The sequence below is a fragment of the uncultured Nostoc sp. genome, from assembly GCF_964245575.1.
In the GTDB taxonomy this organism is placed as follows: domain Bacteria; phylum Cyanobacteriota; class Cyanobacteriia; order Cyanobacteriales; family Nostocaceae; genus Nostoc.
On the sequence record NZ_CAXTNP010000090.1, the window covers coordinates 1 to 26,525 of the forward strand.

General features: G+C 40.3%; 28 protein-coding genes. 13 read left to right on the forward strand and 15 right to left on the reverse strand.

Translation table 11 applies throughout. The annotated features are described in order from the left end of the window. Positions 1–346: 346 nt before the first annotated feature. The 7 genes from fdxB (at position 347) to ACFFAP_RS16145 (ending at position 6,669) form a co-directional block, all read left to right on the forward strand. The gene (gene fdxB, locus ACFFAP_RS16115) at positions 347–640 is read left to right on the forward strand and encodes a ferredoxin III, nif-specific (protein WP_375512144.1); all 294 of its coding nucleotides are present in this window, start codon (positions 347–349) and stop codon (positions 638–640) included. 484 nt (positions 641–1,124) lie between these two features. Then, the gene (locus ACFFAP_RS16120) at positions 1,125–2,135 is read left to right on the forward strand and encodes a cytochrome c oxidase subunit II (protein WP_375512145.1); all 1,011 of its coding nucleotides are present in this window, start codon (positions 1,125–1,127) and stop codon (positions 2,133–2,135) included. A 72-nt stretch (positions 2,136–2,207) separates the two neighbouring features. Next, positions 2,208–3,896, forward strand: a complete 1,689-nt coding sequence (gene ctaD, locus ACFFAP_RS16125; RefSeq protein ID WP_375512146.1) for a cytochrome c oxidase subunit I — start codon at positions 2,208–2,210, stop codon at positions 3,894–3,896. Positions 3,897–4,134: 238 nt separating this feature from the next. Beyond that, positions 4,135–4,734 carry a heme-copper oxidase subunit III gene (locus ACFFAP_RS16130; protein ID WP_375512170.1) on the forward strand — a complete coding sequence of 200 codons (600 nt, stop codon included), beginning with the start codon at positions 4,135–4,137 and terminating at the stop codon, positions 4,732–4,734. Between the two features lie 72 nt (positions 4,735–4,806). Further along, a complete protein-coding gene (locus ACFFAP_RS16135) occupies positions 4,807–5,292 on the forward strand; it encodes a hypothetical protein (protein ID WP_375512147.1) in 486 nt (161 codons plus the stop codon). Positions 5,293–5,494: 202 nt separating this feature from the next. After that, entirely contained in the window at positions 5,495–6,106 is a 612-nt protein-coding gene (locus tag ACFFAP_RS16140; protein ID WP_375512148.1) for a cupin, read from the forward strand. A gap of 92 nt (positions 6,107–6,198) precedes the next feature. Beyond that, a complete protein-coding gene (locus ACFFAP_RS16145) occupies positions 6,199–6,669 on the forward strand; it encodes an ArsC/Spx/MgsR family protein (RefSeq protein ID WP_375512149.1) in 471 nt (156 codons plus the stop codon). 136 nt (positions 6,670–6,805) lie between these two features. On the opposite strand, the gene ACFFAP_RS16150 is transcribed toward ACFFAP_RS16145, so the two are convergent. The 3 genes from ACFFAP_RS16150 to cysK form a co-directional block, all read right to left on the reverse strand. Continuing rightward, positions 6,806–7,699 (reverse strand): hypothetical protein, encoded by an 894-nt coding sequence (locus ACFFAP_RS16150; RefSeq protein WP_375512150.1) that lies wholly within the window; start codon positions 7,697–7,699, stop codon positions 6,806–6,808. Positions 7,700–7,882: 183 nt separating this feature from the next. After that, positions 7,883–9,112: a phosphatase PAP2 family protein gene (locus ACFFAP_RS16155; protein WP_375512151.1), complete on the reverse strand. Its 1,230-nt coding sequence runs from the start codon at positions 9,110–9,112 to the stop codon at positions 7,883–7,885. A 532-nt stretch (positions 9,113–9,644) separates the two neighbouring features. Continuing rightward, positions 9,645–10,604 (reverse strand): cysteine synthase A, encoded by a 960-nt coding sequence (gene cysK / locus ACFFAP_RS16160; protein WP_375512152.1) that lies wholly within the window; start codon positions 10,602–10,604, stop codon positions 9,645–9,647. Positions 10,605–11,619: 1,015 nt separating this feature from the next. On the opposite strand from cysK, the gene ACFFAP_RS16165 reads away from it, so the two are divergent. The 6 genes from ACFFAP_RS16165 to ACFFAP_RS16190 all read left to right on the forward strand — a co-directional run bounded on the left by ACFFAP_RS16165 (position 11,620) and on the right by ACFFAP_RS16190 (position 15,100). After that, entirely contained in the window at positions 11,620–12,042 is a 423-nt protein-coding gene (locus ACFFAP_RS16165; protein ID WP_375512153.1) for a hypothetical protein, read from the forward strand. A gap of 39 nt (positions 12,043–12,081) precedes the next feature. Then, the gene (locus ACFFAP_RS16170; protein ID WP_375512154.1) at positions 12,082–12,363 is read left to right on the forward strand and encodes a hypothetical protein; all 282 of its coding nucleotides are present in this window, start codon (positions 12,082–12,084) and stop codon (positions 12,361–12,363) included. A gap of 2 nt (positions 12,364–12,365) precedes the next feature. Next, positions 12,366–12,677: a hypothetical protein gene (locus ACFFAP_RS16175; protein WP_375512155.1), complete on the forward strand. Its 312-nt coding sequence runs from the start codon at positions 12,366–12,368 to the stop codon at positions 12,675–12,677. A gap of 552 nt (positions 12,678–13,229) precedes the next feature. Continuing rightward, complete coding sequence (locus ACFFAP_RS16180; RefSeq protein ID WP_375512156.1) at positions 13,230–13,592, forward strand: hypothetical protein; 363 nt, start codon at positions 13,230–13,232, stop codon at positions 13,590–13,592. A 136-nt stretch (positions 13,593–13,728) separates the two neighbouring features. Then, positions 13,729–14,736, forward strand: a complete 1,008-nt coding sequence (locus ACFFAP_RS16185) for an LLM class flavin-dependent oxidoreductase (protein ID WP_375512171.1) — start codon at positions 13,729–13,731, stop codon at positions 14,734–14,736. Then, the gene (locus ACFFAP_RS16190) at positions 14,726–15,100 is read left to right on the forward strand and encodes a hypothetical protein (protein ID WP_375512157.1); all 375 of its coding nucleotides are present in this window, start codon (positions 14,726–14,728) and stop codon (positions 15,098–15,100) included. The genes ACFFAP_RS16185 and ACFFAP_RS16190 overlap by 11 nt, the downstream gene beginning before the upstream one ends. 182 nt (positions 15,101–15,282) lie before the next feature. Here the strand turns inward: ACFFAP_RS16190 and hypB are convergent, their stop codons facing one another. The 12 genes from hypB to ACFFAP_RS16250 form a co-directional block, all read right to left on the reverse strand. Next, positions 15,283–16,134: a hydrogenase nickel incorporation protein HypB gene (hypB, locus tag ACFFAP_RS16195; RefSeq protein WP_375512158.1), complete on the reverse strand. Its 852-nt coding sequence runs from the start codon at positions 16,132–16,134 to the stop codon at positions 15,283–15,285. After that, entirely contained in the window at positions 16,125–16,466 is a 342-nt protein-coding gene (locus tag ACFFAP_RS16200; RefSeq protein WP_375512159.1) for a hydrogenase maturation nickel metallochaperone HypA, read from the reverse strand. Before ACFFAP_RS16200 ends, hypB begins: the two co-directional genes overlap by 10 nt. Positions 16,467–16,486: 20 nt before the next feature. Continuing rightward, positions 16,487–17,590, reverse strand: coding sequence for a hydrogenase expression/formation protein HypE (hypE, locus tag ACFFAP_RS16205; RefSeq protein WP_375512160.1), 1,104 nt, complete (start codon positions 17,588–17,590; stop codon positions 16,487–16,489). A gap of 57 nt (positions 17,591–17,647) precedes the next feature. Beyond that, positions 17,648–18,826, reverse strand: a complete 1,179-nt coding sequence (gene hypD, locus ACFFAP_RS16210; RefSeq protein WP_375512161.1) for a hydrogenase formation protein HypD — start codon at positions 18,824–18,826, stop codon at positions 17,648–17,650. Between the two features lie 158 nt (positions 18,827–18,984). Continuing rightward, positions 18,985–19,245: a HypC/HybG/HupF family hydrogenase formation chaperone gene (locus tag ACFFAP_RS16215; protein WP_375512162.1), complete on the reverse strand. Its 261-nt coding sequence runs from the start codon at positions 19,243–19,245 to the stop codon at positions 18,985–18,987. 86 nt (positions 19,246–19,331) lie between these two features. Beyond that, positions 19,332–21,671: a carbamoyltransferase HypF gene (gene hypF / locus ACFFAP_RS16220; protein ID WP_375512163.1), complete on the reverse strand. Its 2,340-nt coding sequence runs from the start codon at positions 21,669–21,671 to the stop codon at positions 19,332–19,334. A gap of 27 nt (positions 21,672–21,698) precedes the next feature. After that, the gene (locus ACFFAP_RS16225; protein WP_375512164.1) at positions 21,699–22,913 is read right to left on the reverse strand and encodes a hypothetical protein; all 1,215 of its coding nucleotides are present in this window, start codon (positions 22,911–22,913) and stop codon (positions 21,699–21,701) included. 628 nt (positions 22,914–23,541) lie between these two features. Next, positions 23,542–24,387 carry a NifU family protein gene (locus ACFFAP_RS16230; RefSeq protein ID WP_375512165.1) on the reverse strand — a complete coding sequence of 282 codons (846 nt, stop codon included), beginning with the start codon at positions 24,385–24,387 and terminating at the stop codon, positions 23,542–23,544. Between the two features lie 49 nt (positions 24,388–24,436). Beyond that, positions 24,437–24,661, reverse strand: a complete 225-nt coding sequence (locus tag ACFFAP_RS16235) for a hypothetical protein (protein ID WP_375512166.1) — start codon at positions 24,659–24,661, stop codon at positions 24,437–24,439. An 8-nt stretch (positions 24,662–24,669) separates the two neighbouring features. Beyond that, positions 24,670–24,936: a hypothetical protein gene (locus tag ACFFAP_RS16240; RefSeq protein ID WP_375512167.1), complete on the reverse strand. Its 267-nt coding sequence runs from the start codon at positions 24,934–24,936 to the stop codon at positions 24,670–24,672. A gap of 72 nt (positions 24,937–25,008) precedes the next feature. Next, on the reverse strand, positions 25,009–25,977 hold the full coding sequence (locus ACFFAP_RS16245) for a hypothetical protein (RefSeq protein ID WP_375512168.1): 969 nt from the start codon (positions 25,975–25,977) through the stop codon (positions 25,009–25,011). 294 nt (positions 25,978–26,271) lie between these two features. Further along, the coding region (locus ACFFAP_RS16250; RefSeq protein ID WP_375512169.1) for a hypothetical protein at positions 26,272–26,525 on the reverse strand (254 nt) is incomplete at its 5' end.

Sequence of the window (26,525 nt, forward strand, 5' to 3'; positions counted from 1 at the left end):
GTATAATACAATACTATTTGTATATATTTATCTGTCTTATAAAAAAATATTTGAAAAAGAATATCATCACTGTTATAGAGATAGTTGTATCTGCTGGAAATAATAATTATCCTTTTTTCACCAACACACAGTAGCAACAGGCTACTTTACCCTTCTAGAACTAGACAATTATTCTCAATAAAATGTATCTATAATTTGAAATCAAAAACAATGTAAGTTTGTGTTCAAAGTCATCGGAATTTGATGATTAAAAAGTAATTTTTGAATATAAAAGAATAAAAGATTAGGATAATATGATGATTAATGCACAAACAGATTGAAAGGCAAAATTGCCGAGGGATTATTTATGGCACAACTAACAGGTTTGACATTTGGCGGTAAGGCTTGGACACCAAAATTCGCTCAAGAAATTGACAAGGACAAATGTATCGGCTGTGGCAGATGCGTTAAAGTATGCGGGTACAATGTGCTAGGTTTGAAGGCACTCAATGAAGAAGGCGAATTTGTAGAAGATGAAGATGATGAAGAAGTTGAACGGAAAGTAATGGCAGTGACTTCTCCAGATAACTGTATTGGTTGTGAAGCTTGTTCACGGATTTGCCCCAAGAATTGCTACACGCATGTTGAATTAAACAATTAAGGTTTTTGAAGTTAGTCAAAATTGTTGTTAATTCAAGGAGGCACTGTTTGTATAAAGCGCAAATGCGCTAGGCAAGGTAACTTGAGGGGAATACTAAATATTTACTGTAACTAATAAAAAGTTCACAGTAAACAAATCCGTAGATCGCAAAATGTAAGTTATTAACAAATTTAAACTTGCTGCTAATATAGCCTAATCAATATTAGGTCTAACAGTGCCCTCTTGGAACAACTAGCTTTTCTGGGAGCAGGGGGCTACCTTTTTCATAGGAGTTGAAATATAATTTGTAAGTTTTTGGGGGAAAGATATGGAAAAAATCTGGAAGTTTCCCCCATTTTTTATGGCTGCACGTTAGAAAGTTAATAAGTGAAAAGGGAATGGGGAATAGGGAATAGGGAATGAGGAATAGATAAGAATGCCCAGCGCCTAAATACCTAATACCAGAAAATCACACCTTTAAAGACTGTTTACACAGGTAGCATGTATGCAACAAGTTCCTGTTTCACTATGGACTCTGGTTGCTGGGATAGTAGTTACAGCAATCAGTATTTGGATTGGTCAGAATCACACTCTGATGCCGGTGCAAGCATCGTTACAAGCGCCTTTGGTAGACGGTTTTTTCAGCGTCATGTTTACCATTGCGATCGCACTCTTCTTAGTGGTTGAAGGAACAATTGTAGTTTTTTTGATTCAGTTTCGTCACCGTCGGGGTGACGATACCGATGGCGTGCCAATAGAAGGTAACTTGCCCTTAGAAGTCTTTTGGACAGCAATTCCAACAGTGATTGTCCTCCTCTTAGGCATCTACAGTGTAGATGTTTTTAACCGAATGGGAGGCTTTGATCCTGCGGGTCATCCTCATTCAGCAGCTCATGTTGCTCATATACCGGGGAGTGCGATTGCTGCGACATTAAGCGATACTGAAGCAACAGCTGCCCCAACAACTGCCCCAACAATTGCCCCGACAATTGGGATTGGCGCGTCTCCTCAAACGCTAAACAAACCAGCCGATTTAGTTGTTGATGTCAAAGGCATACAGTACGCCTGGTTATTTAATTACCCTGATAGTGGCATTACCTCTGGGGAATTGCACATACCCGTTGGTGCTGATGTCCAACTCAACCTTTCAGCACAAGATGTAATTCACTCATTCTGGGTGCCAAACTTCCGCCTGAAGCAAGATGCACTTCCTGGTATCCCTACCGAACTACGATTTGTCGCCACTAAACCAGGTACATATCCCGTAGTTTGTGCTGAGTTGTGCGGTGGTTATCACGGTTCAATGCGGACACAGGTAATTGTCCACACACCAGAAGAATATAATAACTGGCGGACAGAAAACCAGATTGCTCAACAGCAAAACCTAAATCAAGTCGTTGCAATTAATCCAGCCGACTTATCAACATCAGAGTTTCTCGCACCCCACACCCATGATATGGGAATTAGTGCAGCAACTCTAGAGTCATTAGTCATTGGTCAGGAGAGACGCAATTAATCGCGTCTGTACAAGAGTCAAATTTAATTACTTTGGACGTTTGACCCTGGACTTTGCATAAGGGTAAAAAATATGACGCAGGTAGAATTTCCACGGAATACTCCACCAGAAGAAAAGAAACCGAAAATGCTTGCTGGCCATACCTCCCATCCGAAGGCGTGGAAATGGCAGGACTATTTTACATTTAATGTTGACCACAAGGTTATTGGTATCCAATACCTAGTGACGGCGTTTGTGTTCTATCTCATTGGCGGGCTGATGGCTGTTGCTCTCCGTGTCGAATTAGCAACACCAGATGCAGACGTACTCGACCCCAATCTGTATAACGCTTTCATGACCAATCACGGGACGATCATGATCTTCCTGTGGATTGTTCCTAGCGCCATTGGGGGATTTGGCAACTATTTGGTGCCGTTGATGGTCGGTGCTAGGGATATGGCTTTCCCGAAGCTGAACGCGATCGCCTTTTGGTTAAATCCACCAGCAGGTGCGCTGATATTAGGTAGTTTCATTTTTGGCGGTTCGCAATCTGGTTGGACAGCTTACCCACCTTTGAGTTTGGTGACAGCACCAATCGCTCAAACTATGTGGATACTTGCGATCGTTTTAGTGGGAACTTCTTCAATTTTGGGTTCGCTGAACTTTGTGATCACCATTTTGATGATGAAGGTTCCTAGCATGAAATGGGATCAAGTGCCCTTGTTTTGCTGGGCAATCTTAGCAACCTCGCTGCTAGCACTTCTGTCCACACCTGTATTAGCAGCCGGTTTAATTCTGCTGTTATTTGACCTCAACTTTGGTACTTCCTTCTTTAAACCAGATGCAGGCGGTAACGTTGTAATTTATCAACACTTATTCTGGTTTTATTCTCACCCGGCAGTATATTTAATGATTCTGCCCATCTTCGGCATCATGTCGGAGGTAATTCCAGTTCACTCCCGCAAGCCAATTTTTGGTTATAAAGCGATCGCTTATTCTAGTGTAGCCATCTGCGTTGTGGGTTTGTTCGTCTGGGTACACCACATGTTCACCAGTGGCACACCCGGTTGGATGCGGATGTTCTTCACTATCTCCACTCTTATAGTTGCAGTTCCCACTGGCGTGAAGATTTTTGCCTGGGTTGCTACCCTCTGGGGTGGTAAAATCCGCTTCACAGGTGCGATGCTTTTCGCCATTGGCTTGTTGTCCATGTTTGTCATGGGTGGCTTAAGCGGTGTGACGATGGGAACAGCACCTTTTGATGTTCATGTCCATGACACATATTATGTAGTAGGACATTTCCATTACGTTCTGTTTGGCGGTTCCGTGTTTGGCATCTACGCTGGCATTTATCACTGGTTCCCCAAAATGACCGGACGAATGTTGAATGAAAGCTTGGCACGCATTCACTTTGCCCTTACCTTCATCGGTACTAATCTGACCTTTTTACCCATGCACGAGTTGGGTTTACAAGGAATGCCGCGACGAGTGGCAATGTATGACCCCCAATTTATCGACCTCAATCAAATTTGTACCTTTGGTTCATTTGTTTTGGCGATATCGGTAATTCCTTTCACCATCAACATGATCTACAGTTGGCTGAAAGGGCCTTTGGCTGGTGATAATCCTTGGCAAGCTTTGACCTTAGAATGGACAACTAGCTCACCACCTGCAATTGAAAACTGGGAAGTGTTGCCGGTTGTGACTCATGGCCCTTATGACTACGGTCATGGTCATAGTAATGAGGTACAGCCATCTGCAACGCCGGAAGCTAGTGCTTAGTTAGTAGAGTGAGTAATGCGATCGCTCTCAAGCTGACTGCAATTTCTAGTCATTTGGTTTGAGAACTTGAAACTTGAGCTTCAGAACTCGGAACTCGCAATTTTGAGAATTCCTGAACAAGTGAAGAGTTGAGTTAAACAAGGACTTTGAATGAAGAATGAAAATTTTGCCGCTTCAGACTTCATTCTTCATTCAAGCTTCCACAACAGACGCAGCAGATAATATTGTCAAAAAATCTATGACTATAGCTACAACCACAAGCGAAGATCACAGTGCAGGACACGAAGAACATCCAGATTTAAGAGTTTGGGGATTGTTGACGTTCCTCGCTTCTGAATCCCTAATGTTTGGGGGATTTTTTGCCACTTATTTGTTTTTTCGAGGTACTACAGCAGTTTGGCCTCCAGAAGGAAGTGAAGTAGAACTACTCGTGCCGACGATTAACACCATTATTCTGGTGTCTAGTAGTTTTGTCATCCACTTCGGTGATACGGCGATTAAAAAGAATAACGTCAAGGGAATGCAACTGTGGTACGCAATTACCGCAATCATGGGGGCAATTTTCTTAGGTGGTCAGGTTTATGAGTATTCAACTTTAGGATACGGACTCACTACCAACGTCTTCGCCAACTGCTTTTATATCATGACAGGGTTCCACGGTTTGCACGTTTTTGTGGGACTGTTATTGATATTACGTGCATTGTGGCGATCGCGTATTTCCGGTGAATATTCTGCAACCAATCATACTTTTATCGAAATGACAGAAATTTACTGGCACTTCGTAGACATTATCTGGATTGTTCTGTTTACCCTAGTGTACGTTCTTACTCTGTTTTAACAAAAGTCAGGAGTTAGAAGTTAAGAATTTCTAACTCCTCACTCTTAACTCCTAACTCTCAAAGAGATTATTATGCAACTTGATGCAAACAAATTCTCATGGTTTCAGGTTCCAGAGGACATCAAAAATTTATTAATTCTAGCTGCACAAAACTGGGAGAATACATCAGAATCGGAAAAGTATATTCAACAAGCTTTAGCCGAAACTGGTGAAAATACAGATGTCTTGGTAGCAGCATATAGATTTTTCTATTATAAAAATAATTATTATCTTGCTTTGCAAACAACAGTCAAATTATTAGATAAAATTAAAGAACGAGAGAAACTTCCTGATGATTGGGAGCAACTTAAGCCTATATTAGTCAATCGCAAAGAAGACCCACAAATCCGATTGTACTTAAATGCTTATGCTGCTTCTGGATTAGTACTAGCAAATTTAGGAGAAATTGAGCAAGCAAAAGAAATCAGCACAAAAGTCAAAGAAATAGACGAAAAGAATGATTTCGGAGCCGGAATTCTCCTAGATATTTTGACACGTCCAGCAGAAGAAGATGATTAATTAGTCAAGAATCAAGGTGAACAATCATGAACAATTGGTTATCTACTACATCGTATTCCTCTTACTCCCTCTTGGGAGCGGGTACTAATAGGAACTCTATCATTCCTTCTATTAACGTACCTACTAAACTTGACGTAGGCAGTCTTCCTAATGTCTCTCCAATCATTGTCCTGCAATCTTATCAGCTATCAATTTAAAAGCTATGAAAGGTAAGGATTGGCTGCTAACGGGGGACGGTCAGTATCAAGCCTGTAAATCTGTGAGAGCATGGGATTTATTGAGAGAAAATTACCGCCTTTATCGGTTTTTAACTGAGGTGGAAGATGTTCTCAATAGCGTTGACGATGAAGCCAGTCGTCTACCAGAACTTCAGATGCTTGTAAGGCGCTTGATAGTAAATTCTTACTGGGTGCAAAGTCAATATTTAGAGCCTTCGCCCAAAACGGGAACCTCTGTTTCACTCCTATACGATGAATTGGGTTTTCCGTTGACAGTGCAAACAGTAACATTTGCACCGGGAACCCGTTCAACCATTCATAATCATGGGACATGGGGAATCGTGGCGGTGTTAAAAGGTCAAGAAAAAAATACTTTTTGGCGACGCACCCATAGCCCAGAATTTCAGGACAAAATTGAACAGACGGGAGAGGTAACTCTATTTCCAGGGGATATTATCAGCTTCGTTCCCGATGCAATTCACAGTGTAGAAGCAGTGGGTGATGAACCAACTGTGACTTTTAATGTTTACGGCGAAACTGATCCGAAAGAGAGATTTGAGTTTGACTCAGTTACCGATAAGGCTAGGAATTTTTAATTAGGAATCGTCAGCATTAATTTCATCGGTTCGTAGTTGGCGTAGCGCTAAAGCGCCAACTACAAACAATTGAGTAATTAGGAGATAGTTGAATGGCAAAAGTAATTTTCTATAGCAAACCAGGCTGTAAAGGTGGTACTAAGCAAAAAGTTTTGCTAACAGCTGCGGGTCATGAGGTGATCCCATACAACCTGCTAACAGAACCTTGGACAGTTGAGCGGTTGCGTTCATTTTTTGGCGATCGCCCCGTAGCCGAATGGTTTAATCTTTCCTCCCCCAAGATAAAATCTGGTGAGGTGGTTCCTGAAAAAGTAGATGAACAAACTGCTTTGATGCTGATGCTGAAAGAGCCGTTGTTGATTCGCCGTCCTTTGTTAGAAATAGGCGATCGCCGCGAGGTAGGATTTGATGTGCAAAAGATTGATGCTTGGATTGGCTTACAAGCTGTGGATGAATCCTTGCAAGGAATCAGCGACAATCTCATGAAGGAGAATTTGCAAGTCTGTTCCCACGGTAAGGATAATGCCGATAAACACCATAAGGAAGGTGGCTGTAAGCATTAGTATGTCTTCCAATAATACCTAAAGTAGCTGAAGTAGCGATTTACTTTAGTCAGAAAGGCTTTGTGATTTTCCAATTTTCTGGAAAATCACATCGATCTAAAAGCCGATACAAACGTAATTTACTACTTGTGCAACACTACTTAGAATGATATAAATTTGCTTGGGGAATAAAAGAGAAACGTGTCAGCACGTCGTCGATAAATGTAAATCTAGTGGAAGCATCTGTATTTAGTGTAGCGTACACGAAATCTACAACCTTCTGTTGCTTAAACACTGAAGGTTGTACAAAATTCGGCTGACCATAAATCGATATCACCTGTTGCGGGTTCATCCCAATTCGGATACGTTGGTAGACTGGCCCGCTTTTTGGCATGGCTGGTTCTGCTGGCAATATGACTCCCAGAATTTTGGCTGGAGTTTCCAATCCGACATTCATAGCCTCCACCCGACCATCTGTGAGAATTACATTTACTGGTAGTTGACCATCTTTTACGTATGCGAGTCGCTCAAGCTTGTAAATAGAAATGTCATTGCGTTGCTCGGAGAAAGGTTCGCCCATTAATTTCAGCACCTCTTGACGGCTCATCCCAATTTTAATGCCCTGAGCAAAAGGAGGAATATCATTAGTAGTTATGGTTTTGGCTTCGCAAGCAATGCCTGACAGATAACCATCAATCATTGAGACTTTAGTTATAACTGGCTCTTGGCGATAATTGAGGATTTCAATGTGCATGTCTGGATTGGAAAACACCTTGATATCAGTTGCTTTTCCCATCACTTTTTCCACCTCAGCTTGAGTCATACCTTCGTATAACAGACTAGATTTAAGTGATTTACGCTCAATCTTAATATTAGAAAGGATTTTCGGCAAAAAGGATGGTTTATTATCACCTTGGGACTCAGTGTGAACTTGATTGTGTCCAGGGATGGGAGTTTGAGCCATTAAGGGTGTAGCGGTAGCTGTGAGGCTTAATGCCATAACGCACAAGTGAAAGCGCAATTTCACTGGGATGATCTCTTGTAATTTCATGATAGTAATTGAATAAAGCTGTAGTTTATCGGGATAAGCAGCGCCATATTGTTAATTAACAAGGGGCGTTGACTCAAAGTTCAATTACGCCAAATACATAAAGCAGGTTTAAGCTGTTGTGTATATAAGTTAAATACACAACAGCTGATTTTGAAGGACTTCTAAACCAATGCTCTGGGAAGCTTATTTGCTTGAGGGAGCAGAATCTACCTGATCTAACGGAGCTATAGGGGCAAAATTATTTACATTACCCGTACCAGGGGCTGGTTTTGGATCGGAGAAACTAGCTGGAGCGTTCCTTTGTGTTGCATTAGGATTGACAGTTGTTGGTGTAACGGGGCCAAGTTGTGTTGTACTAGTTGCTGGGATATTGAACAGTGGGTCAGGTGGATTCTTCACGACAGGAGCAGTTGAAAACTCTCCGTTTGGCCTGATAGGCACCAAGATTATTCTCTGCTTGCCAGGATTACTTGGGTCTGAACTCAGTTGTGGCCCAACAGTGACGGTGGCTTTTTTCTTTAGCGCGAGGGTAGTAGTCGGCGTACCGGAAGAATTAAATGACGGTGGACGACTATATACAGAAGCAGCAGTATTGCCACCAAGTGGAGAACCGTCGTCTCTATAACCCTTCACTACTGCACTACCAATGGTATACCCCAAGGCTTCACCAGCTACTGAGTCAGAGTAGTAGTGTACACCTCCTTGTCTGCGGGCAAGGGAGGCTTCTCTACCCAAGGCAACGAAGTTCTCCACTGGTTCTTCAGGAAAACATGCCGCTCCCACAGCTATAAAAACACCGGCAGAGGTGGAGTGACCAGAGGGGTAAGACGGGTGATAAGGTGTAGGTAGCCTTGGATTAGCAGCTTGAAAAGTATAATTAGTCACTTGATCCGGGCGGGGACGCAGGTACATAAATTTGTTGTACCACGCAGATAGAAGACCAGCATAGATGCCTTCGTTCAGCATGGCGCTACAACGCGCTGCCAAGGGTGGACTATATTTATAAAGCTGAACTAAATGGTCAAAATAGTAGTTATAGTTTGAAGCAGGTGGGTCAAAATTCCAACGAGTGATAATGTTGATGACATTGGGATCGTTACGAGTAGCTGCCAATTGGTTCAATTCCCTTAGTTCATCTGCGGTTTGGACAGAGGTATTAGAGGGCGGTGGGGGAAGGATGAACTTGTCAAATTTTCTCACCGGATTCTGGGGGATCTCCCAGTTGGGAGCAGTAGGAGCAACAATCTGTGAATCGTCTAAGCTTGTTGGAAACTGGGGATTCGTGAAAGTATCTTTAGGATTGAAGCGTACACTATCAGGCTGATTGGGAACCTGAGCAAAAGCTGCTGGGATGGCAGCAATAGCAAGCAGAGATGCTACAGATGCACCCTTAAAAAAGAAAAACTTTTTCATTATTGCTAGTCGATAGGAAATACTAAATGTGTCGGATAAAAGACTGGAGAATAATCTAAACGATCGCTTCGATCAAAGATTATTTTTTAAAGTAAATATTAAGCCTACGTAGACCAGGGAAGCCAGCGCGTTAGATGGGTTCCCAGGCTGAAGGTGACTTTGACGATCGCAAAGTGAAATCTAAAATTTACTTAATTTTGATGGATACAGTAACCTCAACCTAACCGAAAATATATATCAGTTAAGCTCTTAAAATTTACTTTATAAATAATCTTTCAGGAACAAAAAATACTGTTGCTAACAGCATATTTGTTCCCGTTGATTTTTAAAATCTATCTTAAGGTAGAGAAAACTTTCATTTGTGCTTGAACTACTGTTGCGGTTCAATTAGCGATCACGCGAAAACTGCCTTAAGGTATAGAGCTAACTATGCAGTATAGTTGCGTAGTTCAAATTATACTTAAATTCAACTTAAAAGCCAGAAGAATCGTGACTTCTGGCTCCTAACTTTTTGTATCTCTTCTTGCTTTCCTTAACGGACACCAGCAGTTTCTAAAGACAAGTCTTGAAACATGGGTGTACTGAGGTAACGTTCACCAAAGGAAGGTTGAATCATCACGATTAAACGTCCGGCGTTTTCTGGACGTTTACCTACTTGAATTGCAGCACATAAAGCTGCACCAGAGGATATCCCAGACAATAAGCCTTCTTCTTTTGCCAAACGTCGCCCATAAGCGATCGCTTGTTCATCGCTGACTCTAATGACTTCATCAACCAATTCTAGGCGGAGAACATCGGGGATAAATCCGGCACCAATACCTTGAATTTTATGTGGCCCGGCTTCACCACCGGAGAGAACTGGGCTGTTGCTGGGTTCAACTGCGATCGCTTTAAAAGTCTTCTTACGCTGTTTGAGTACTTCTGCAATCCCAGTAATCGTTCCACCAGTACCTACCCCAGCAATGACGATATCTACTTCTCCGTCTGTATCTGTCCAAATTTCTTCTGCGGTGGTTTCTTGGTGAACTTTGGGATTGGCAGCGTTGCAAAACTGTTGCAGCATAAAAGCATCGTTTGTATTAGCCACAATTTCTTCAGCTTTGCGAATAGCTCCCCGCATTCCCTCAGTGCCTGGTGTCAACTCCAAAGAAGCACCATAAGCCCTGAGCATAGCCCGTCGTTCTTGGCTCATCGTCTCTGGCATTGTCAAAATTAAACGGTAGCCACGCGCTGCTGCTACCATCGCTAAAGCAATTCCTGTATTACCAGAAGTAGGCTCAACCAAAATCGTCTTTCCAGGGGAAATTGAACCAGCAGCTTCTGCTGAGAGTACCATACTTAACCCAATGCGGTCTTTCACCGAAGCTGCTGGGTTCATCCCTTCTAATTTGACAACTATCCTTGCTACTACTCCCTCAGCTTGAGGAATCTTGTTCAGTTGAACTAAAGGAGTTCGTCCAATCAGTTCTGTTATGTCTTGAGCAATCCGCATTATTTAACTCCTAAAATTCTAAATCTTAGTACAGAGTATTGACTTATAACAATAAGCTTTTGTGTATTTAATTTGCAGTTTTATGTCAATGAGTGCATATGCTATATATTTTAACAAAATCACAAAATATGAAAGCTTAGGAAGAACCTTTATCACATGTTCCCATTGATTCTCACTTCAGCAGAGGGCTAGCTTGTCATACTTCTATTTTACCATTTGGAATTGCTAACTATTGCTTCTTGATCAGAATTCTGTATATATGCATGATTTTTACCATTATTTTCAATATTTTATATTTGTTATAAAAATATCATTTACTTTCCAAACATTTAATTGTTTTTTCCAAATTATTAGTCTATCTTTATCAAAAGACATTGATATTTTGTTTTGAGTGCAGTTTTTCTCTTTCAAAAACTGCACTCAAAACAGTCTTTAATCGTTGCCTACACTGCTTTGAGGTTGAGTACAGAAATACCAGAACCTCACCTCGGAAACACTAGAGCCCCGTCCTAAAAACACTAGCACCCATACCCCAATAAATTTTTGTAAGGCTTATCAGGCGTGAATTACAAGCTTTGAGTACTATTCTAATGAATTTAATAATCTTAACGGGGCTAGAGTAAACTGTTTTGTGGAGAGCGGCTGATATAAATCGTATAGGATTTACGCAGAGATTCCCCTCTACCCCCCAACATTCCTGAGCGAAAGCTTCGTGAACTAGGGGGGACTTCTTAATCTCTCTTTTGAGAGGAAGATGAGATCACATTCTCTGAATCTGAGCGCGTTATTTATGACTGAATAATCCTACGTTTTGTGAAAAACGCGGTAGCTTTTCAGTGGTCAGTAGTCAGTGGTAATTAGGAAAATAACTGACAATTAACGATTGTAAAAATTACCAACTACACATATTTTAATATCAAAACTGTTTAAAAAGTAGAAATATATAGCTACTTAAAATAAACAGCAAAAGATATTTTCTTGCTGAGTGCATACTACCTAGCAAGGGAGAGCCAAGATGAAAGCCAAACTTTTAAATGTTCTCACAATTTGCGTAGTTACCTTAGCAGTACTTTCTCCAGGAGTAGTAGTATTTGGCATAGTTTGGGAGCGACATTTGGAGTTAGTAAAATCCCAGAATTTAGCCTGCGAAGTTAACAACACTAGTAGAGATGCTCCTATCTTGGCTCCCCGGACAGAGGGTACACATTCCCCTCAGACTAGCATCCAATCCTCTGATCGTAATGTGATTCATCAAATGCTGACAGTTGCTGAACAATATAAATTTGCCACGATCTTGCAATGGTTCTTCTTGCTAACCCCTATTTGTATTGGGTTAGGGATTCTTTTTTACGACAGATATCTTGTTCATCGTGCGGCTGTTTTAAAAGAACAAGTTGAAATGTTGGAAAGACTGTGGCAGCACAGTATCGAACAGTAACCAATTCACAATTAACTCACTAAAATCAACAAAATTACTATGTCAGAAGAACGCCAAAAACTGTATTTTAACCTAATTGATGAGCTACTCAAATGCCCTAATGGTCAAGAACCAGAAGTTTTGGAAAGTAAACCAGAATTGATTGATTCTGGGTTTTTAGAAACAATGTTACAAGTAGCAACTATGTTTGCCCATGAAGGCAATCAAGATGGTGCTAAGTTTTTATTTTTTGTAGCACGTGAGCTAGCTAAAGAATTGGGTTTATACCCGGAAGTTTCCAATCCTGAAGTTGCAAACACTGAAGCCGCAAATAAGGAGTAAAAATGCTGTTGACTTCAACGGATGCAGGACAAATAGCTTTAGAACTGCTCATGGCAGATTGGAATATTTCAGAAGAGAATAGGGAGTGGTTTATAATCTTTAACTCTCGTCTGATTGGCGAGAGTTGGTACACTGTGGAATTAGGTGTAGAAGGATTTCCAGATAGATGGTTTCTTCAAGTATATGACAATGGAGTGTGCGATCCAAACTACACATTTATATCGCCAATCCGTGGTTATGAAGGATTTACGGACTTTGTAAATGTGCCAGATATTGTAGCAGAAGTCTTAGTTTGTGAACGCAATGCTCGATAACAATTAAAAAGACAAAATTTAGAATTCAATATTAAGATGTGCTAGTAAAATGCATTTTATTTGAATTCATAATTTTTGATATTAGAGTATTTGGGAGCATCTTACCTTTACAAATATACCTGGCGATTAGAAATCGTGGTTAATCTTGCAAATAAAGTTCGCCTACGCTGACTAAGAAAACAAGCAACTGGTTTAACTTACGCAGGTGGGTTAAGCGCTAGTAGGTTAGGTTGAGGAACGTAGACCCAAAGGCGCTTAAGGCACGGTAACCGAATATTTCTGGGGCTTTGTTGGGTTGCACTTTGCTTAACCCAACCGACAATTTTCCACAAAGCCAAGCGTATTGTCGTATAGCTGCGAATTCCATTCGCCAAGGCTAGGAGTCTTCAAACCAATACTTTCATATCTAAATATAAAGATGCTTTACGCAAATCTGAGGTGATACTAAACAATGTATGCCTCTTTTTTTTGTAGTATTTAATATTTTATTTAAGCATAATAGGATATTTTGTCATATTTTATTGATAAAATTATGTTATATTAAATAGCGTGATGGACGCTACAGAAACATCAGTTCCAATGATTACTGAAGATATCTTAGCCAAAGAATTCACAAGAGTCCTCAACGACTACTACCCAAACGTTGGAGAATTACTAGACGGGTGTTATGTGAAAATCATTACCTGTTTTTGGGGACGACCTGCTAGACGCTTGCAATATATAGGAATTTATTGCTCTGACGAAATGATTTCCTGTGTGCAAGCCCACAAAGAAATACTCAGAGAAGTAGCAGACAATATGGGTTTAGTGCAGGTAGTCTGCATGAATGCCAAGCGATTGTTGCGCGATCCGATGTCGAAGGTCAAACACAACAACCCACGTCTATGGTTGGAGTTGCAGTGGGTTGTAAATTAGTCTTTGATCGCATTAATGGAGAGGAGTAAAGGTGTTTGTAGTGGGGACTTTAGTCCTCAAATATTTAAGCACGCTTAGTGCTTACTACGAACCTATCGACCACTATAATAGCCAGCACAAAGTATTAACGCAAGTAATGAAAACTGGAATTTTCTGCAATTACGATAATCATCACCAAGATGCTCATCGTGCCATCTTTGAGCAAGTCACGCTAGTAAAACAAGCAGAAAGTTTAGGTTTTGAGTCAGCCTGGGTGAGTGAGCATCATTTTAGTGAATCCAATCTCAGCCCCTCCATGTTGCTGTTAATGGCACACTTGGCGGGGCTGACTTCAACTATCCAATTAGGCACTGCGGCGGTGTTACTGCCATTCCATAACCCGATTCGGGTAGCGGAAGATATCGCCACTCTGGATAACCTGTGCAATGGACGATTATTATTTGGGGTTGCTAAAGGCGGCCCCTTTCCCCAACAAAATAAGCATTTTGCGACACTCCCAAGTGAATCCCGTCCGAAGATGCTAGAGGCGATCGCACTGATTCACAAGCTCTTATATGAAACTGATGTATCATTTAATGGGCAATATTATCAATGCGATCGCCTGACAATTTACCCAAAACCATTGCAGAGTCAAATACCAGTCTATGTTGCTACTGGCGGTGATGAGGGTATCGAGTTTGCTGCTAAACATTCCTTCAGCTTGATGGGTGGGCCGCCATTTTCTCTAGAGAGATTAAAGGATACTGTTGCCAAATATCGAGCCTTAAATTCTAGTGGTGCGGAAAACTTCCTGCTGGCACGCTTTTTTTATGTTGGCAAAACATTTGATGAGGCTGTGAGTGAAGCGTTACCTTTTGTTCGCCAATTTAGCCAGAAAATGAAAGCTAATTCGGCTGAAGTATTGCAAAATAGTGCCAATCCCAACCAAAAACCATTTGATCGCACAAACATTTGTTTCGACGAAGATTATTTGATTGAGAACTCAATTATTGGTGATGTGGAGACTTGTCGAGACAAAATCAAGAAATTTCAGGACGAATTAAATTTAGGTACGTTAGCACTCAAACCCTCATCTTCTGATATGCAAAAAAACCTGGAGAGTTTGACGCGCTACAACCAAGAGGTGCGAAATTATGTCTTCTAAACTATACCTGCTTCCTCCTGATGATTTACCTCCAACTGAGGTAACGAAACAGGATGGAATGCTGCAAATGGAACTAGAACAGTCTACAGGTAGATGCTTTTATCTAGCCTGCGATCGCATTACGCGAGTACTGTTGTCTAATTGTCAATGGTATGTCACAACAAATGCTAGCATACTAACATTAATTATTGACTGCCCTGACTTAGTATCTTACTGGCATATAGTCAGCAATATTCCCCAGTTGGGTAATAGATTAGAGCGGTTTGCTACCAATGGTAAAATCCGCGTTTATCCGCCATTTGGCAAAGGGATGCCATTTGAAATCAGCGTAAATGAAATATCTGCTTATCGAGATTGGCTTTAAGGTAAATAGAAACTGGGAATCATCTTTATCACTGTCTTTCACCCTGTACTTTTAAAGTGCAGGGTGTTGCAATTTGGAGCAAAATAATTTCCAAAAATTACAGTTTTACTGAATACAGCAATTTGATTTGATTCCTGAATTTACTTGCACGACAGATGTTACGATCTTGTATAGCTTAGTAGTTAGGCAGGAAAAGGTGTTGATAAATCTGTTACCTTTTCAGTTAGCCATTTATACCAATTATCTAATCCTATATCAGTAGTTGCAGAAATCTGAAAAATCTGAATTTGAGGATTTACTTTTTTAGCATAAGCGATGCACTTTTGCAAATCAAAATCTACATAAGGCAGCAAATCAATTTTAGTGAGAATCATAATGTCACTAGCACGGAAGATATGCGGGTATTTTAGCGGCTTATCTTCTCCCTCTGTAACCGAGAGAATCACAACTTTTGCATTTTCTCCCAAATCAAATAAGGCTGGACAAACCAAATTTCCGACATTTTCAATCATCACAACTGAGTTTAATGGCGGATTCAGTTGTTGTAAACCCCTATCTATCATTGATGCATCTAAATGACAGCCTGTTCCGGTGTTAATTTGGATTACTTTGCAACCTGTTTCTTTAATTTTTTTGGCATCATTAGCGGTTTCTTGGTCGCCTTCAATGACACTAATAGATAATTGATGCTTTAAATCATTGATTGTTCGCGTTAAAAGAGTTGTTTTACCAGCACCGGGAGAACTCATTAAATTTAAGGCGAGAATATTTCGACCTTTAAACCATCCCCGATTTTGGGCAGCTATTAAATTATTCTTTGCTAATATATCCTGTTCCAAGGATATCGTCGTGTTGTGTATTTTGGCATGAACTTGAGACGCTTCTATATGAGTGTCGTGACTGTGAGAATGAGTGATAACAGTGCCGTCGGCTAAAGTGTGAGTATGATGATGATGGTTATGTTCAGTTTCACCTGTTTCTAAATTGATAATTTTAGTTTCACCATCATCAGAACAACCGCAGGTTACACACATAATTCCTCTATTTCTATTTCTTTAATTTTCAGTTCTTCACCAGTAATTAAATCTAATTGCACGCTACCGCAGTTACAAATACCAAATGGTTTATCTAAATAAATTTCTGCACCGCATTGGCGACATCGCCCTAATCCAGGAATTTCTAAAATTTCTAATGTCGCCTCTGCTAAAACTGTGCCTTGAGTGCAAATATCAAAACAAAATCGGATTGCATCGGGCATGATGGCCGAAAGTTTGCCAATTTCTAATAAAACTCGCTGCACTTTTGCGCCTTTGGCGTGTTCAGCTACAATTGCCACAATATTTTGGGTAATTCCAAGTTCGTGCATACTATAAAATCTATGAAATATTAACAAATTCGTGGCAATTGGTCGCCTACTAACATATCAACAATCCTTTCAGCACCAAAAACTGTTTTTAACAATACGATACCCGGAGGTGAGGGAATAACTTCGCCAATAATACAAGCATCTTTGCCTGCTGGGTGTAATTTCATAGCTGATAAAACAGTTTCTGCGTATTTAGCTGCTACCACCACAACTAGCTTACCTTCATTAGCTAAATACAACGGGTCTAAACCGAGAATTTCGCAAACTCCATTCACTTCTTCCCGCACTGGAATAGATTCTTCAAAGAGACGGATTCCTACATTAGAACTGAGGGCAAATTCATTTAGTACTGTAGCTAAACCACCGCGTGTGGCATCTCGCATAGCATGAACTTGGGGACAGACATGGAGGATATTTTCTACTAAACTATGCAACGGCTGACAGTCACTTTCAATATTAGTGTCTAAAGCTAATTCCCCACGAGCAATTAAAATTGCTGTACCATGATTGCCTATTTCACCATTAATTATTATTGCATCTCCAGGTTTAATATTGTGGGCGGAAATACTAACTCCTCGCGGAATGATACCAATACCAGCAGTATTAATAAAGAGTTTATCGGCAGCACCGCGATGTACAACTTTTGTGTCCCCAGTGACAATTTGAATATCAGCTTCTTTTGCGGCTGCTTTCATACTGGCTGCGACACGCCGTAAGGTTTCTACTGGTAATCCTTCTTCTAAAATGACGCTACAAGTTAGATATAAAGGTTTAGCACCACTTACAGCTAAATCATTAACTGTGCCGTTTATAGCTAATTCTCCTATATCACTTCCGGGAAAAAATAACGGGTCTACAACATAGGAATCTGTTGTAAATGCGAGTCTGTCTCCTTGTTGGAGAAGAGGGGCTAAATTGAAGCTGGCTTGGTCTTCTAATTGTGAGAGAATTGCATTATCAAAATTGCTGACAAAGATATCGTCTATTAAATCACGCATGGCTTTACCACCGCTACCATGTGCGAGAGTTATATGAGTGTCTTGCACTTTACTTTGGCGACGGCGGACTTGTTCTATTTTTTGGAATAAGGGATTTTGTATTGAGTTTGTGGGGTAAATATTCATATTAAAGTTTTTTAACGCAAAGGAACGCAGAGGGAAGCGCAGAGGTTCGCAGAGTATTTAGTCTGAGGAGAAGCCGCAGGCGGGGAGAGGTTCTTGAGTTATTTTTGGTTTTTGGGTGATTGTTCTTTTGGCAATGGTGGAGAGTCGTCCATATTTGTAATAGGCTGCACAAGCGCCTTCGGAAGATACCATACAAGTACCAATGGGTGTTTCTGGTGTGCAAGCTGTACCGAATACTTTACACTCCCAAGGCTTTAAGACTCCTTTGAGAATTTCTCCACATTTACAAGCTTTATGGTCGGCTACTTTGAGGTTAGGAATGGTAAATTTTAGTTCGGCATCAAATTGGGCATATTCGGGTTTAATTTGTAATCCTGAATAGGGGATGTCACCTAAGCCACGCCAATCAAAACTATGTCGTAGGGCGAAAACTTTGTTTATGGCTTGGAGGGCTACTGTGTTTCCGCTTTTTTGGACAATTCGGTTATATTGGTTTTCGACTTCACAACGATTTTCTACTAGCTGTTGCAATAGCATCCAAATTGATTGGAGAATATCTAAGGGTTCAAATCCTGAGACGACAATTGGCTTATTATATTGTTGTGAAATAAATTGATATGGGTCAGTGCCAATTACCATGCTGACATGGCCAGGGCCAACAAATCCATCTAGTTGTAAGTCGGGATTATCTAATAGTGCTTTGAGGGCGGGAATCACGAGGACGTGATTGCTAAACATACTGAAGTTATGAATTTTTTCGGCTGCTGCTTGCAGAATGGTGAAGGCGGTGCTGGGGGCTGTGGTTTCAAAGCCTAAGGCGAAGAAGACTACTTGTTTGTCGGGGTTATCTTTGGCAATTTGCAGGCTGTCTAGGGGAGAGTACACCATACGGATGTCTGCACCTTGTGCCCTGGCTTGCAGTAAAGTGGTTTTGGAACCAGGAACTCGCATTGCGTCGCCAAAGGTGGCAAAAATGACGTTATGATTTTGGGAGATTGCGATCGCATCATCTAATCTCCCTTTTGGCATAACGCATACTGGACAACCAGGCCCATGAATTAGTTCAATGGCTTCGGGTAAAATTTCTTCGATACCGTATTTAAATATGGAGTGGGTATGTCCGCCGCATACTTCCATGATTTTGATGGGTTTTTCTAGCTGGTGGCATAATTTAGCGATTTCGCGGCGTATGGCTTCAGCTTTTTCCGGTTCGCGGAATTCGTCAACATATTTCATAGGAAGTGAGGAGTGGTGAGTTTTATGTATCAGTTAATATCGCTTTTGTGGTAGGGAGTTTTTTTTTAACGAACCGCAAAGGACGCGAAGGACGCAAAGAAAGAAAGAAATTAGACTCTTTTTCTGCACCTCTACGTGAGGAAATAAAAGTCTATTGTTTAAGTAGTAATCCCTGCTTGTGCTGCTGCTAATTCTTGGAATATTTCTAATGTTTCCGCCGCTTCTTTTTCGTTAATTCGATTCATGGCAAAGCCAACATGTACTAATACCCAATCACCAATACATGCTTCGGGGGGATGTTGTTCATCTACAATACAAGCAATATTTACTTCGCGCTTAACACCACCAATGTTAACTATGGCTAATTTATGGTTAACGTTGGTAATTTCTATAATTTGTCCGGGAATTCCTAAGCACATTTTTTTCTTGAAGATAAACTAACCGCAGAGGCGCGGAGAACACAGAGAGAAGTATTTGTGACAAAAAGGTTATCAAATATCAATATTCAATGTATTAATTGTGCGGCTGCAATCACTGCTTGTCCTAAAGATAACCCGCCGTCATTAGCTGGAACTAAGCTGTGAGTGAGTACTTTTATTCCCAATGCTTGTAATCGTTTGGTAACTTGCTCTAACAATATACAATTTTGAAATACTCCTCCTGTTAAGGCTACCTGAGAAATTAGATTTTCTTGACAAAGATGCTTAACCATTTCCACAATTGCATTAGCTAAACCTTGGTGAAATTTGGCAGCCATAACTGATTGTGGAATCTGCTGCTGTAAGTCATCGAGCAAGGCTAGCCACATTGGGCGCGGGTCTATACAATAAATACTATCTGAAAATATAAAATTAAAAGGATATATTGGAGTTTCTTTATCATTATTTAAGCTGTTAACATCTACTATAGCTTCCATTGCGATCGCAGCTTGCCCTTCATAGCTACATTCATCTCTATAAATACCGATAGCCGCAGCCACTGCATCGAACAACCGCCCCACGGAAGATGCTGGAGGAGAGTTAATTCTTTTATCAATGAGTTGATTGAGTAATTTAAATGGCTTGTTATCTAAAAATTTTACAATTTCTAAATCAGCATACTGTTGTTGGCAATTATCCCAAAGGTTAGCAGCTATTAATTGGGCATAAGTATTACGCCAAGGCTGATAAATTGCTTGTTCACCACCAATCATTGCTACTGGTTTAAATGTTGCTAGTCGCTGAAATTTACGGTAATCTGCTAAAATAAATTCTCCACCCCAGAGTGTACCATCATCACCGTAACCTAAACCATCTAAAGCGATACCTAATACCGGAGGCGAATCTAGAGGAATCCCATTTTCCGCCATACAAGCTGCGATATGAGCGTGATGATGTTGAATGGGATAAATTTTGATTTTATTTGTGTCCGCGAGTTCTTTACCAAATTTACTTGAAAGGTATTCGGGATGTTTATCAATGGCGATTACTTCTGGTTGATGCTCAAATAGATTTAAGTATAAATTCAAAGTTTCTTGGTAAGCGTTGAAAGCGGCAGAATTTTCTAAATCTCCCAGATGTTGAGAGAGAATCGCTTCTCCTTCACGCAATAGACAAAAAGTATTTTTTAACTCACTGCCCATTGCTAAAATTTGCGGCACATTATTAAATCCAGGTGGTAAACTAATTGCTGCTGGTGCATATCCTCTAGCACGGCGAATTATTTGGACTTTATCACCCATAACACGCACAACAGAATCATCTACCCGATTAATAATCTCTCGATTGTGAAATAGAAAATAATCGGCAATTGTGCCTAATTTTTCTCTTGCTTCGTCATTATCAATACATTGTGGTTCATCGGCAAGATTACCACTTGTTAAAACAATTGGGCGATTCATCCGCCGCAAAATTAAATGATGTAAGGGCGTATAAGGTAGCATGAACCCAAGGGTATTTTGCCCCAATGCTATCGATGGTGCTACTTTTTTACCTGTCGCTTGTAGTATAACAATTGGTGCAGCAGAACTTGTCAATAATTCTTTTTCTTTGGTGTTGACACTACAATATTGTTCAACTACCTCAATATCTCGCGCCATTAAAGCAAAGGGTTTGTGATAGCGCTTTTTGCGCTGACGCAGTTTTTGTACAGCAGTTTCCTGAGTTGCATCGCAAGCGAGATGAATACCACCTAACCCTTTAATTGCGACAATCTCACCCTTTTGCAACAAAGTACAAACGGCATCAACATCATCCAACATGGAGAACATGGAAGCAGTAACCGATTTACCATCGGCGCGTTCTAACCAAGCTGAAGGCCCGCAAGCATGGCAAGCGACAGGTTGGGCGTGAAAACGGCGGTTTTCGACATCGTGGTATTCCTTTGCACACTCTGAACAGATGGCAAACGCAGACATACTGGTATTGCTTCTGTCATAAGGAATTGCACGAATAATACTCAGGCGGGGGCCGCAATTAGTACAGTTAGTAAAGGGATAGCGATAAAAGCGGCTAAAGGGGTCGAATATTTCTTGTTGACACTGTGGACAAGTGGCTGCATCAGGAGTAATTTCTGTTTTAATGGCATTACTGACACTAGTAGAAATCATAAAATTATCAAATTTAAATTCACCTTTATAAATAATTCTTGTAAGTTGATTAATTTTTGCCAAGGGTGGACATTCTGTTTGCAATCTGGCAACAAATTCTGTTATTGCTTCCTCACTACCAGATACCCTAATTAATACGCCTTGACCATCATTACAAACATCTCCACGCAAACCGCAAGCTTTAGCAAGACGATATACAGTAGGGCGAAATCCTACTCCTTGAACAGTACCGCTAACTCTAATTTCTTCAGCCGCCATATAAATTTGACTTTCAAAAATTACGAATTACGAATTATTAAACTGCCACAGCAAAATTCGGTTATTTCCAGAATCAGCTATTACCGCCGTATTGCCACAAATTTTTATCCCGTAACACCAATTTAAGCTATCTCGTTTCGGTAGTCCAAAATTACGATTTTCACCTTTACTTTGAAAATTTATTTGTCCTGCCAACCCATCTGCCATTACACCTTGCAGTGATAAAATTGATTCTGGCTTCTTCCATCCTAACAACCGAGAATTAGCAGTATCTGCAACCACTAACCAATCTCCAGTCACTCCCACTCCATAAGGCATACTCAAACTACTAGCACTAGGATAATAAACTCCTTGATTCATTTCTACAAAATCAAAGCTTTTTTGTCCTAAAACTACTGCACAAGGGGTATTATTTTCTGTTGGTATTCCTTGCCAAATCATCACTCGATGATTACCTGCATCACTGACAACCAAATTTTCTCGCCAAAAGGTGATATCGTGACACCAACGCATACTCGCTGCTGTTGGAGAAGCACCGCCGTTTTCATTGCGAGATATCATATCTGGTTGTCCCAAAACTACATCAGCAGGTTGACCATTTTCTGTTGGAAATTGATGCCAAATTAATACCCTTCGATTACCAGTATCAGCAATAAATAGCTGTCCTTGATGATAGAAAACGCCATAAGGCCAGTGCATTGTATTAGCAGATGCTTGTTGACTTCCTCGATTTGGTTCATTATCAATAAAATTAGCTTGTCCTAACACCAAATCTGCTGGAACATTGTTATCTTCTGGTAAATTTCTCCAAATTAAAACTCGATGATTCCAAGCATCTGCTACAGCTAACCCTTCACCACAAGCATAAATTCCAGTTGGTACATTTAAAGTTGCGCTTCCTGGTGTACTTTTAGCATTTTGTCCCTCATGATAAAAATCAGGTTGTCCAATTACCCAATCAGCAGGTTGACTATCTCTTGTGGGTAATTTGTTCCATCCTAATAATCGATGATGTCCGGTATCTGATACCCATAACGGGCCAGTTTCTGATAATAAACAAGCACCACGAGGGCCAAACATTGTTATGGGACTAGGTGCTACAGGTATGACTAATTGTTCTGGTTCAATAATGTTGCCTAAAATTACCTCTGCACCTTGAGGTGATAGAGGTAATTCTTGAGAAATTTCTGTTGCTTCTAGCGGTGATTGTGATATTGGATTAATTTTGATTGGGATATCCATGAACCGCAAATAGACGCTGATAATTATTTAAAAACATTAATGTTGATTAGCGTGTAACAACAGTAACAGTTTGGCATTATGCTTTTTTCAAATTAAGTTAAAACCTTTAATCAACTTCCGTATTAATCAATCTTGAAAAAATCTAGCTAACTTCGGTAATTTTTGCTACATAGTGAATTTTTGGCATGAGTGCGCGATATACTGAAATGAGAAAGCAAACTGGGGTTTGAGAAAGTAAAAGCTCATTTTGCTTGCGGAAAACACTAAAATGAGTAAGTCAAATCACCTTTTGCTTCCGGAAAACACCAAAATGAGTAAGCAAACTGGGGTTTGAATAAGTCAAATCACCTTTTGCTTGCGGAAAACACTAAAATGAGTAAGTAAACTGGGGTTTGAGAAAGTAAAAGCTCATTTTGAGAAAGTAATATGCCTTTTGCTTTCTCAAAACACTAAAATCATTACCTAAAATACACAAATGAGAATGAATTTAGGGATATTGAGAAAGCATTTAGGTCTTTTGCTTGCACAAGACACTTAAATGAATACGCGAACTACTGAAATGAAAAAGCAAAGTAGCTGTGATTGACTAATCGCCAAGTATATTTGCTGAAATGTTACCTTTGCATCATCATTTTTGCAGTTTCACAAAAACCTTATCGTCTTTAATTTTGACTGGATACGACTGAAGCGAAATATCAGGTGCAGTTAAGCATTCGCCTGTCTCTAATTTGTACTGGAATCCGTGGGAAGGACAGGTAAGAATACCATTTTCAATTTTACCCTTTTCTAAAGGAGCTCCTAGATGAGTGCAAGCATTACGATAACATTTTACCATAATACCTTGACGATTTAAAATTAGTGAATTACCAGCAATTTGTACTGCCAATACACTAAATTCAGGAACTTCATCAATAGTTGCTACTTTGATCCAAGTACTAGTTATTTGGGTAGAAAAGGGACTGATTAAACCAGAATTAGCATTGTTAACAGTAGGGTTGTTATTGACTGCAAATACTTTGGTAATTTCAGGACAATGGTTTTTGATTGTTTGTTCTACTCCTTGAGATAAAGTCAAAGTAGAAGTTGGACAACTGCTGCAAGTTCCGATTAATCTGACTTCGACTGTATCTGGTGGCTTAATTGCCACTAATTCTACATCACCATTATGGCTTTTTAAACCTGGGCGAACTTCTTCAAGGGCTGTCTGAATGCGCTGCGCTAATGGTGGTTTTGGTGGTTTAACTAGTTCATGATAAAGCAGCACTGCATACACTACCTCATCAGCAACAGCATGACGCAAAGCTGACATTGACTCTTGTTTTAAGCTTTTAATCAAATTAGTCAATGCAGCTTTATGCAAAGCCTCAATTGCTCTTTTAAGACCTACTGCTACACACCTTTGGCTTTCATCCCAATCGGATATAATCGCCTCAAAGCGGTTAATTTCCTGAATTAATTCTTCAAGGTTTGTCATTAGTCATTAGTCATTGGACATTGGGCATTGGTTATTCATAAATGACAAATCACTTCATTTTGAAGTCTTTGAGGAGAAATGGCATAATCATGCCTGTCACTAAGCTAGATAATATTATTGGTAAGTATAAGGGAATTGGGGCTTGTGCGAGTAACACTAGTAGTAAGAAACCTATAGCAATACCAATAGTAGTTTGCTTAAGAAAATACACTGGGTCGCGTAGTAGCTTTCCTTTAAAAAATAACTTGGCTGAAAACCATCCGATCTCTAACATGTTATCTCCTAATAATTTGTCAATAAATCTAAGACTGCAAGCCCTAATAAGATGCCGGGAATTACACCCGCAGGAGCAAATAATGCACCAAGCATTGCTGAAAACTGATAGCCTATATCTTTACCAGCTAACAGCATTCCGCCAATTGCACCGCCAACCATAGACAAAGCTGTGGCGATGATTAACCACACGAATTCTGTTGCTATATTCAGGTCACCATCTGCTAAACTTGTGATAAAATTTATCACATTTGGGTAGGTAAAAATATCTCTCATCCTCTTTTGTCCTGATTGTTAAAGTGAAGAGTGAAGAGTTAGGAAGCAAATTAGATTCATAACTCATAACTCCTAACCCTTCATTTCTGCTTCTACATCTTGTAGCGCTTGGGCTACTACCTCTGCTTGTCCAATTTGTTGGGATTTCGTAAATATTTCTAAAGCGTCTAGATAGTAGATCCGCGCTTGCAAAAGATTTTGAGGATTACCAGCTTCTGGTTTTTCCTGGTCGTCTGGTAAGTTGAATAGGGCGTTGGCTTTGTTGGAAATTGTGTTAGCGTACTCTAGAGGTGTATCTTTGGCATTACGCACTTTTAACGCTTCGTCATAAGCTGCGATCGCCCTTAAATTATTCTCTACAGGATGGGAACTCACTAAATATTGCAAAGCGTTACCCAAATTATTTTGCAACATCGCATATTCTCTGGGATGGTCAATCAAATTAATATGCTTTAGTGCTACCTCAAATGATTGCACAGCTAACCCTTGACGCAAGTATTCCCGTTCTGATGCTAAAGGCATGGAAAGGTAAGCGATCGCAATATTGTTATATAAAATCGCGTATTCCTGGGGGTAATCTTCCCAGGTAAACACCCGCAACGCCTCATGATAAGCCTGGATGCTGTCGGTTATCCGCGCCAAATTGAATGGCACAAGCGACTGCAACACCAGCCCAAAATTCATCTGCGTTTCTGCCACTTCCTCTGGCGTTGCTAATTCTTCTAAAATCGGTAGTGCTTCTTCATAACCTGCTTTCGCTTGCAATAACAGTTCAGTCTCTACATCAGGGATTGCCTGTAATGTGCCTGCCATACCTACTTGGGCCCTGGCTTTCAGTAGGGGATACTCCTCACCACACATTTCATAAGCCCGGTAATATAACCCAACTGCATTTCGCAAGTCTTGGGCAGTTTTGGGCTTTTTTTGAAAGCCTTGTGCTATCTCAATCAGCATTTGGATTTTTTCCTCTGCTGAGGCTGACTGCGATGCAACAGCTGCTAACGCAGCCTTTACTGCTGAATCTGTAATGCTGGGGGTCATAACTCTGCCGTACTCTAGCCAATTGGGAATTGAGTCTGTTAACACCCATGAACGATCGAAACACGCGATCGCATTTCATCACGGGCCATACTGATTTACGCAGGCTTCGAGTCCTTTAGGCGGAATTCCCCTTTTTGTCTGAGACTAGGGATTAGTAACTGAGGACTAGGGACTAGGAAAAGTTTTCCAAATGCCTAGTACCCAATCCCCAATCCCCAATCCCTAAAATATAAAACACCCTATTTCTAAAATTCTAGGGGGAAATTGCCAATATTAATGTCAGCTTTAAACACCTTATATTTTTAAAAGATTTTTTGTATCATCACCTAACACAATCCAAATATTATTTATGGAATTGTTGACAAACATATATTCAGTGTCTTTATAGCTAACTTTTGTGACACTCTCATGCTTTTTGTTGTTTTTGATATATTTAGATTTTTTTAATTTGTTAACTATATTACACATATAACATATATAATATTTTAAATTAATCTTGATAGAATTTACAGCTATTTTCAGGTAAATAGACCACGCGGTAGGGGCAC

What these genes read in the sequence shown, in the direction of transcription:
- fdxB (WP_375512144.1), top strand. Translation starts at nt 347, where the DNA reads ATGGCACAACTAACAGGTTTGACATTTGGCGGTAAGGCTTGGACACCA.
- ACFFAP_RS16120 (WP_375512145.1), top strand. Translation starts at nt 1,125, where the DNA reads ATGCAACAAGTTCCTGTTTCACTATGGACTCTGGTTGCTGGGATAGTA.
- ctaD (WP_375512146.1), top strand. Translation starts at nt 2,208, where the DNA reads ATGACGCAGGTAGAATTTCCACGGAATACTCCACCAGAAGAAAAGAAA.
- ACFFAP_RS16130 (WP_375512170.1), top strand. Translation starts at nt 4,135, where the DNA reads ATGACTATAGCTACAACCACAAGCGAAGATCACAGTGCAGGACACGAA.
- ACFFAP_RS16135 (WP_375512147.1), top strand. Translation starts at nt 4,807, where the DNA reads ATGCAACTTGATGCAAACAAATTCTCATGGTTTCAGGTTCCAGAGGAC.
- ACFFAP_RS16140 (WP_375512148.1), top strand. Translation starts at nt 5,495, where the DNA reads ATGAAAGGTAAGGATTGGCTGCTAACGGGGGACGGTCAGTATCAAGCC.
- ACFFAP_RS16145 (WP_375512149.1), top strand. Translation starts at nt 6,199, where the DNA reads ATGGCAAAAGTAATTTTCTATAGCAAACCAGGCTGTAAAGGTGGTACT.
- ACFFAP_RS16150 (WP_375512150.1), bottom strand. Translation starts at nt 7,699, where the DNA reads ATGAAATTACAAGAGATCATCCCAGTGAAATTGCGCTTTCACTTGTGC.
- ACFFAP_RS16155 (WP_375512151.1), bottom strand. Translation starts at nt 9,112, where the DNA reads ATGAAAAAGTTTTTCTTTTTTAAGGGTGCATCTGTAGCATCTCTGCTT.
- cysK (WP_375512152.1), bottom strand. Translation starts at nt 10,604, where the DNA reads ATGCGGATTGCTCAAGACATAACAGAACTGATTGGACGAACTCCTTTA.
- ACFFAP_RS16165 (WP_375512153.1), top strand. Translation starts at nt 11,620, where the DNA reads ATGAAAGCCAAACTTTTAAATGTTCTCACAATTTGCGTAGTTACCTTA.
- ACFFAP_RS16170 (WP_375512154.1), top strand. Translation starts at nt 12,082, where the DNA reads ATGTCAGAAGAACGCCAAAAACTGTATTTTAACCTAATTGATGAGCTA.
- ACFFAP_RS16175 (WP_375512155.1), top strand. Translation starts at nt 12,366, where the DNA reads ATGCTGTTGACTTCAACGGATGCAGGACAAATAGCTTTAGAACTGCTC.
- ACFFAP_RS16180 (WP_375512156.1), top strand. Translation starts at nt 13,230, where the DNA reads ATGGACGCTACAGAAACATCAGTTCCAATGATTACTGAAGATATCTTA.
- ACFFAP_RS16185 (WP_375512171.1), top strand. Translation starts at nt 13,729, where the DNA reads ATGAAAACTGGAATTTTCTGCAATTACGATAATCATCACCAAGATGCT.
- ACFFAP_RS16190 (WP_375512157.1), top strand. Translation starts at nt 14,726, where the DNA reads ATGTCTTCTAAACTATACCTGCTTCCTCCTGATGATTTACCTCCAACT.
- hypB (WP_375512158.1), bottom strand. Translation starts at nt 16,134, where the DNA reads ATGTGTGTAACCTGCGGTTGTTCTGATGATGGTGAAACTAAAATTATC.
- ACFFAP_RS16200 (WP_375512159.1), bottom strand. Translation starts at nt 16,466, where the DNA reads ATGCACGAACTTGGAATTACCCAAAATATTGTGGCAATTGTAGCTGAA.
- hypE (WP_375512160.1), bottom strand. Translation starts at nt 17,590, where the DNA reads ATGAATATTTACCCCACAAACTCAATACAAAATCCCTTATTCCAAAAA.
- hypD (WP_375512161.1), bottom strand. Translation starts at nt 18,826, where the DNA reads ATGAAATATGTTGACGAATTCCGCGAACCGGAAAAAGCTGAAGCCATA.
- ACFFAP_RS16215 (WP_375512162.1), bottom strand. Translation starts at nt 19,245, where the DNA reads ATGTGCTTAGGAATTCCCGGACAAATTATAGAAATTACCAACGTTAAC.
- hypF (WP_375512163.1), bottom strand. Translation starts at nt 21,671, where the DNA reads ATGGCGGCTGAAGAAATTAGAGTTAGCGGTACTGTTCAAGGAGTAGGA.
- ACFFAP_RS16225 (WP_375512164.1), bottom strand. Translation starts at nt 22,913, where the DNA reads ATGGATATCCCAATCAAAATTAATCCAATATCACAATCACCGCTAGAA.
- ACFFAP_RS16230 (WP_375512165.1), bottom strand. Translation starts at nt 24,387, where the DNA reads ATGACAAACCTTGAAGAATTAATTCAGGAAATTAACCGCTTTGAGGCG.
- ACFFAP_RS16235 (WP_375512166.1), bottom strand. Translation starts at nt 24,661, where the DNA reads ATGTTAGAGATCGGATGGTTTTCAGCCAAGTTATTTTTTAAAGGAAAG.
- ACFFAP_RS16240 (WP_375512167.1), bottom strand. Translation starts at nt 24,936, where the DNA reads ATGAGAGATATTTTTACCTACCCAAATGTGATAAATTTTATCACAAGT.
- ACFFAP_RS16245 (WP_375512168.1), bottom strand. Translation starts at nt 25,977, where the DNA reads ATGACCCCCAGCATTACAGATTCAGCAGTAAAGGCTGCGTTAGCAGCT.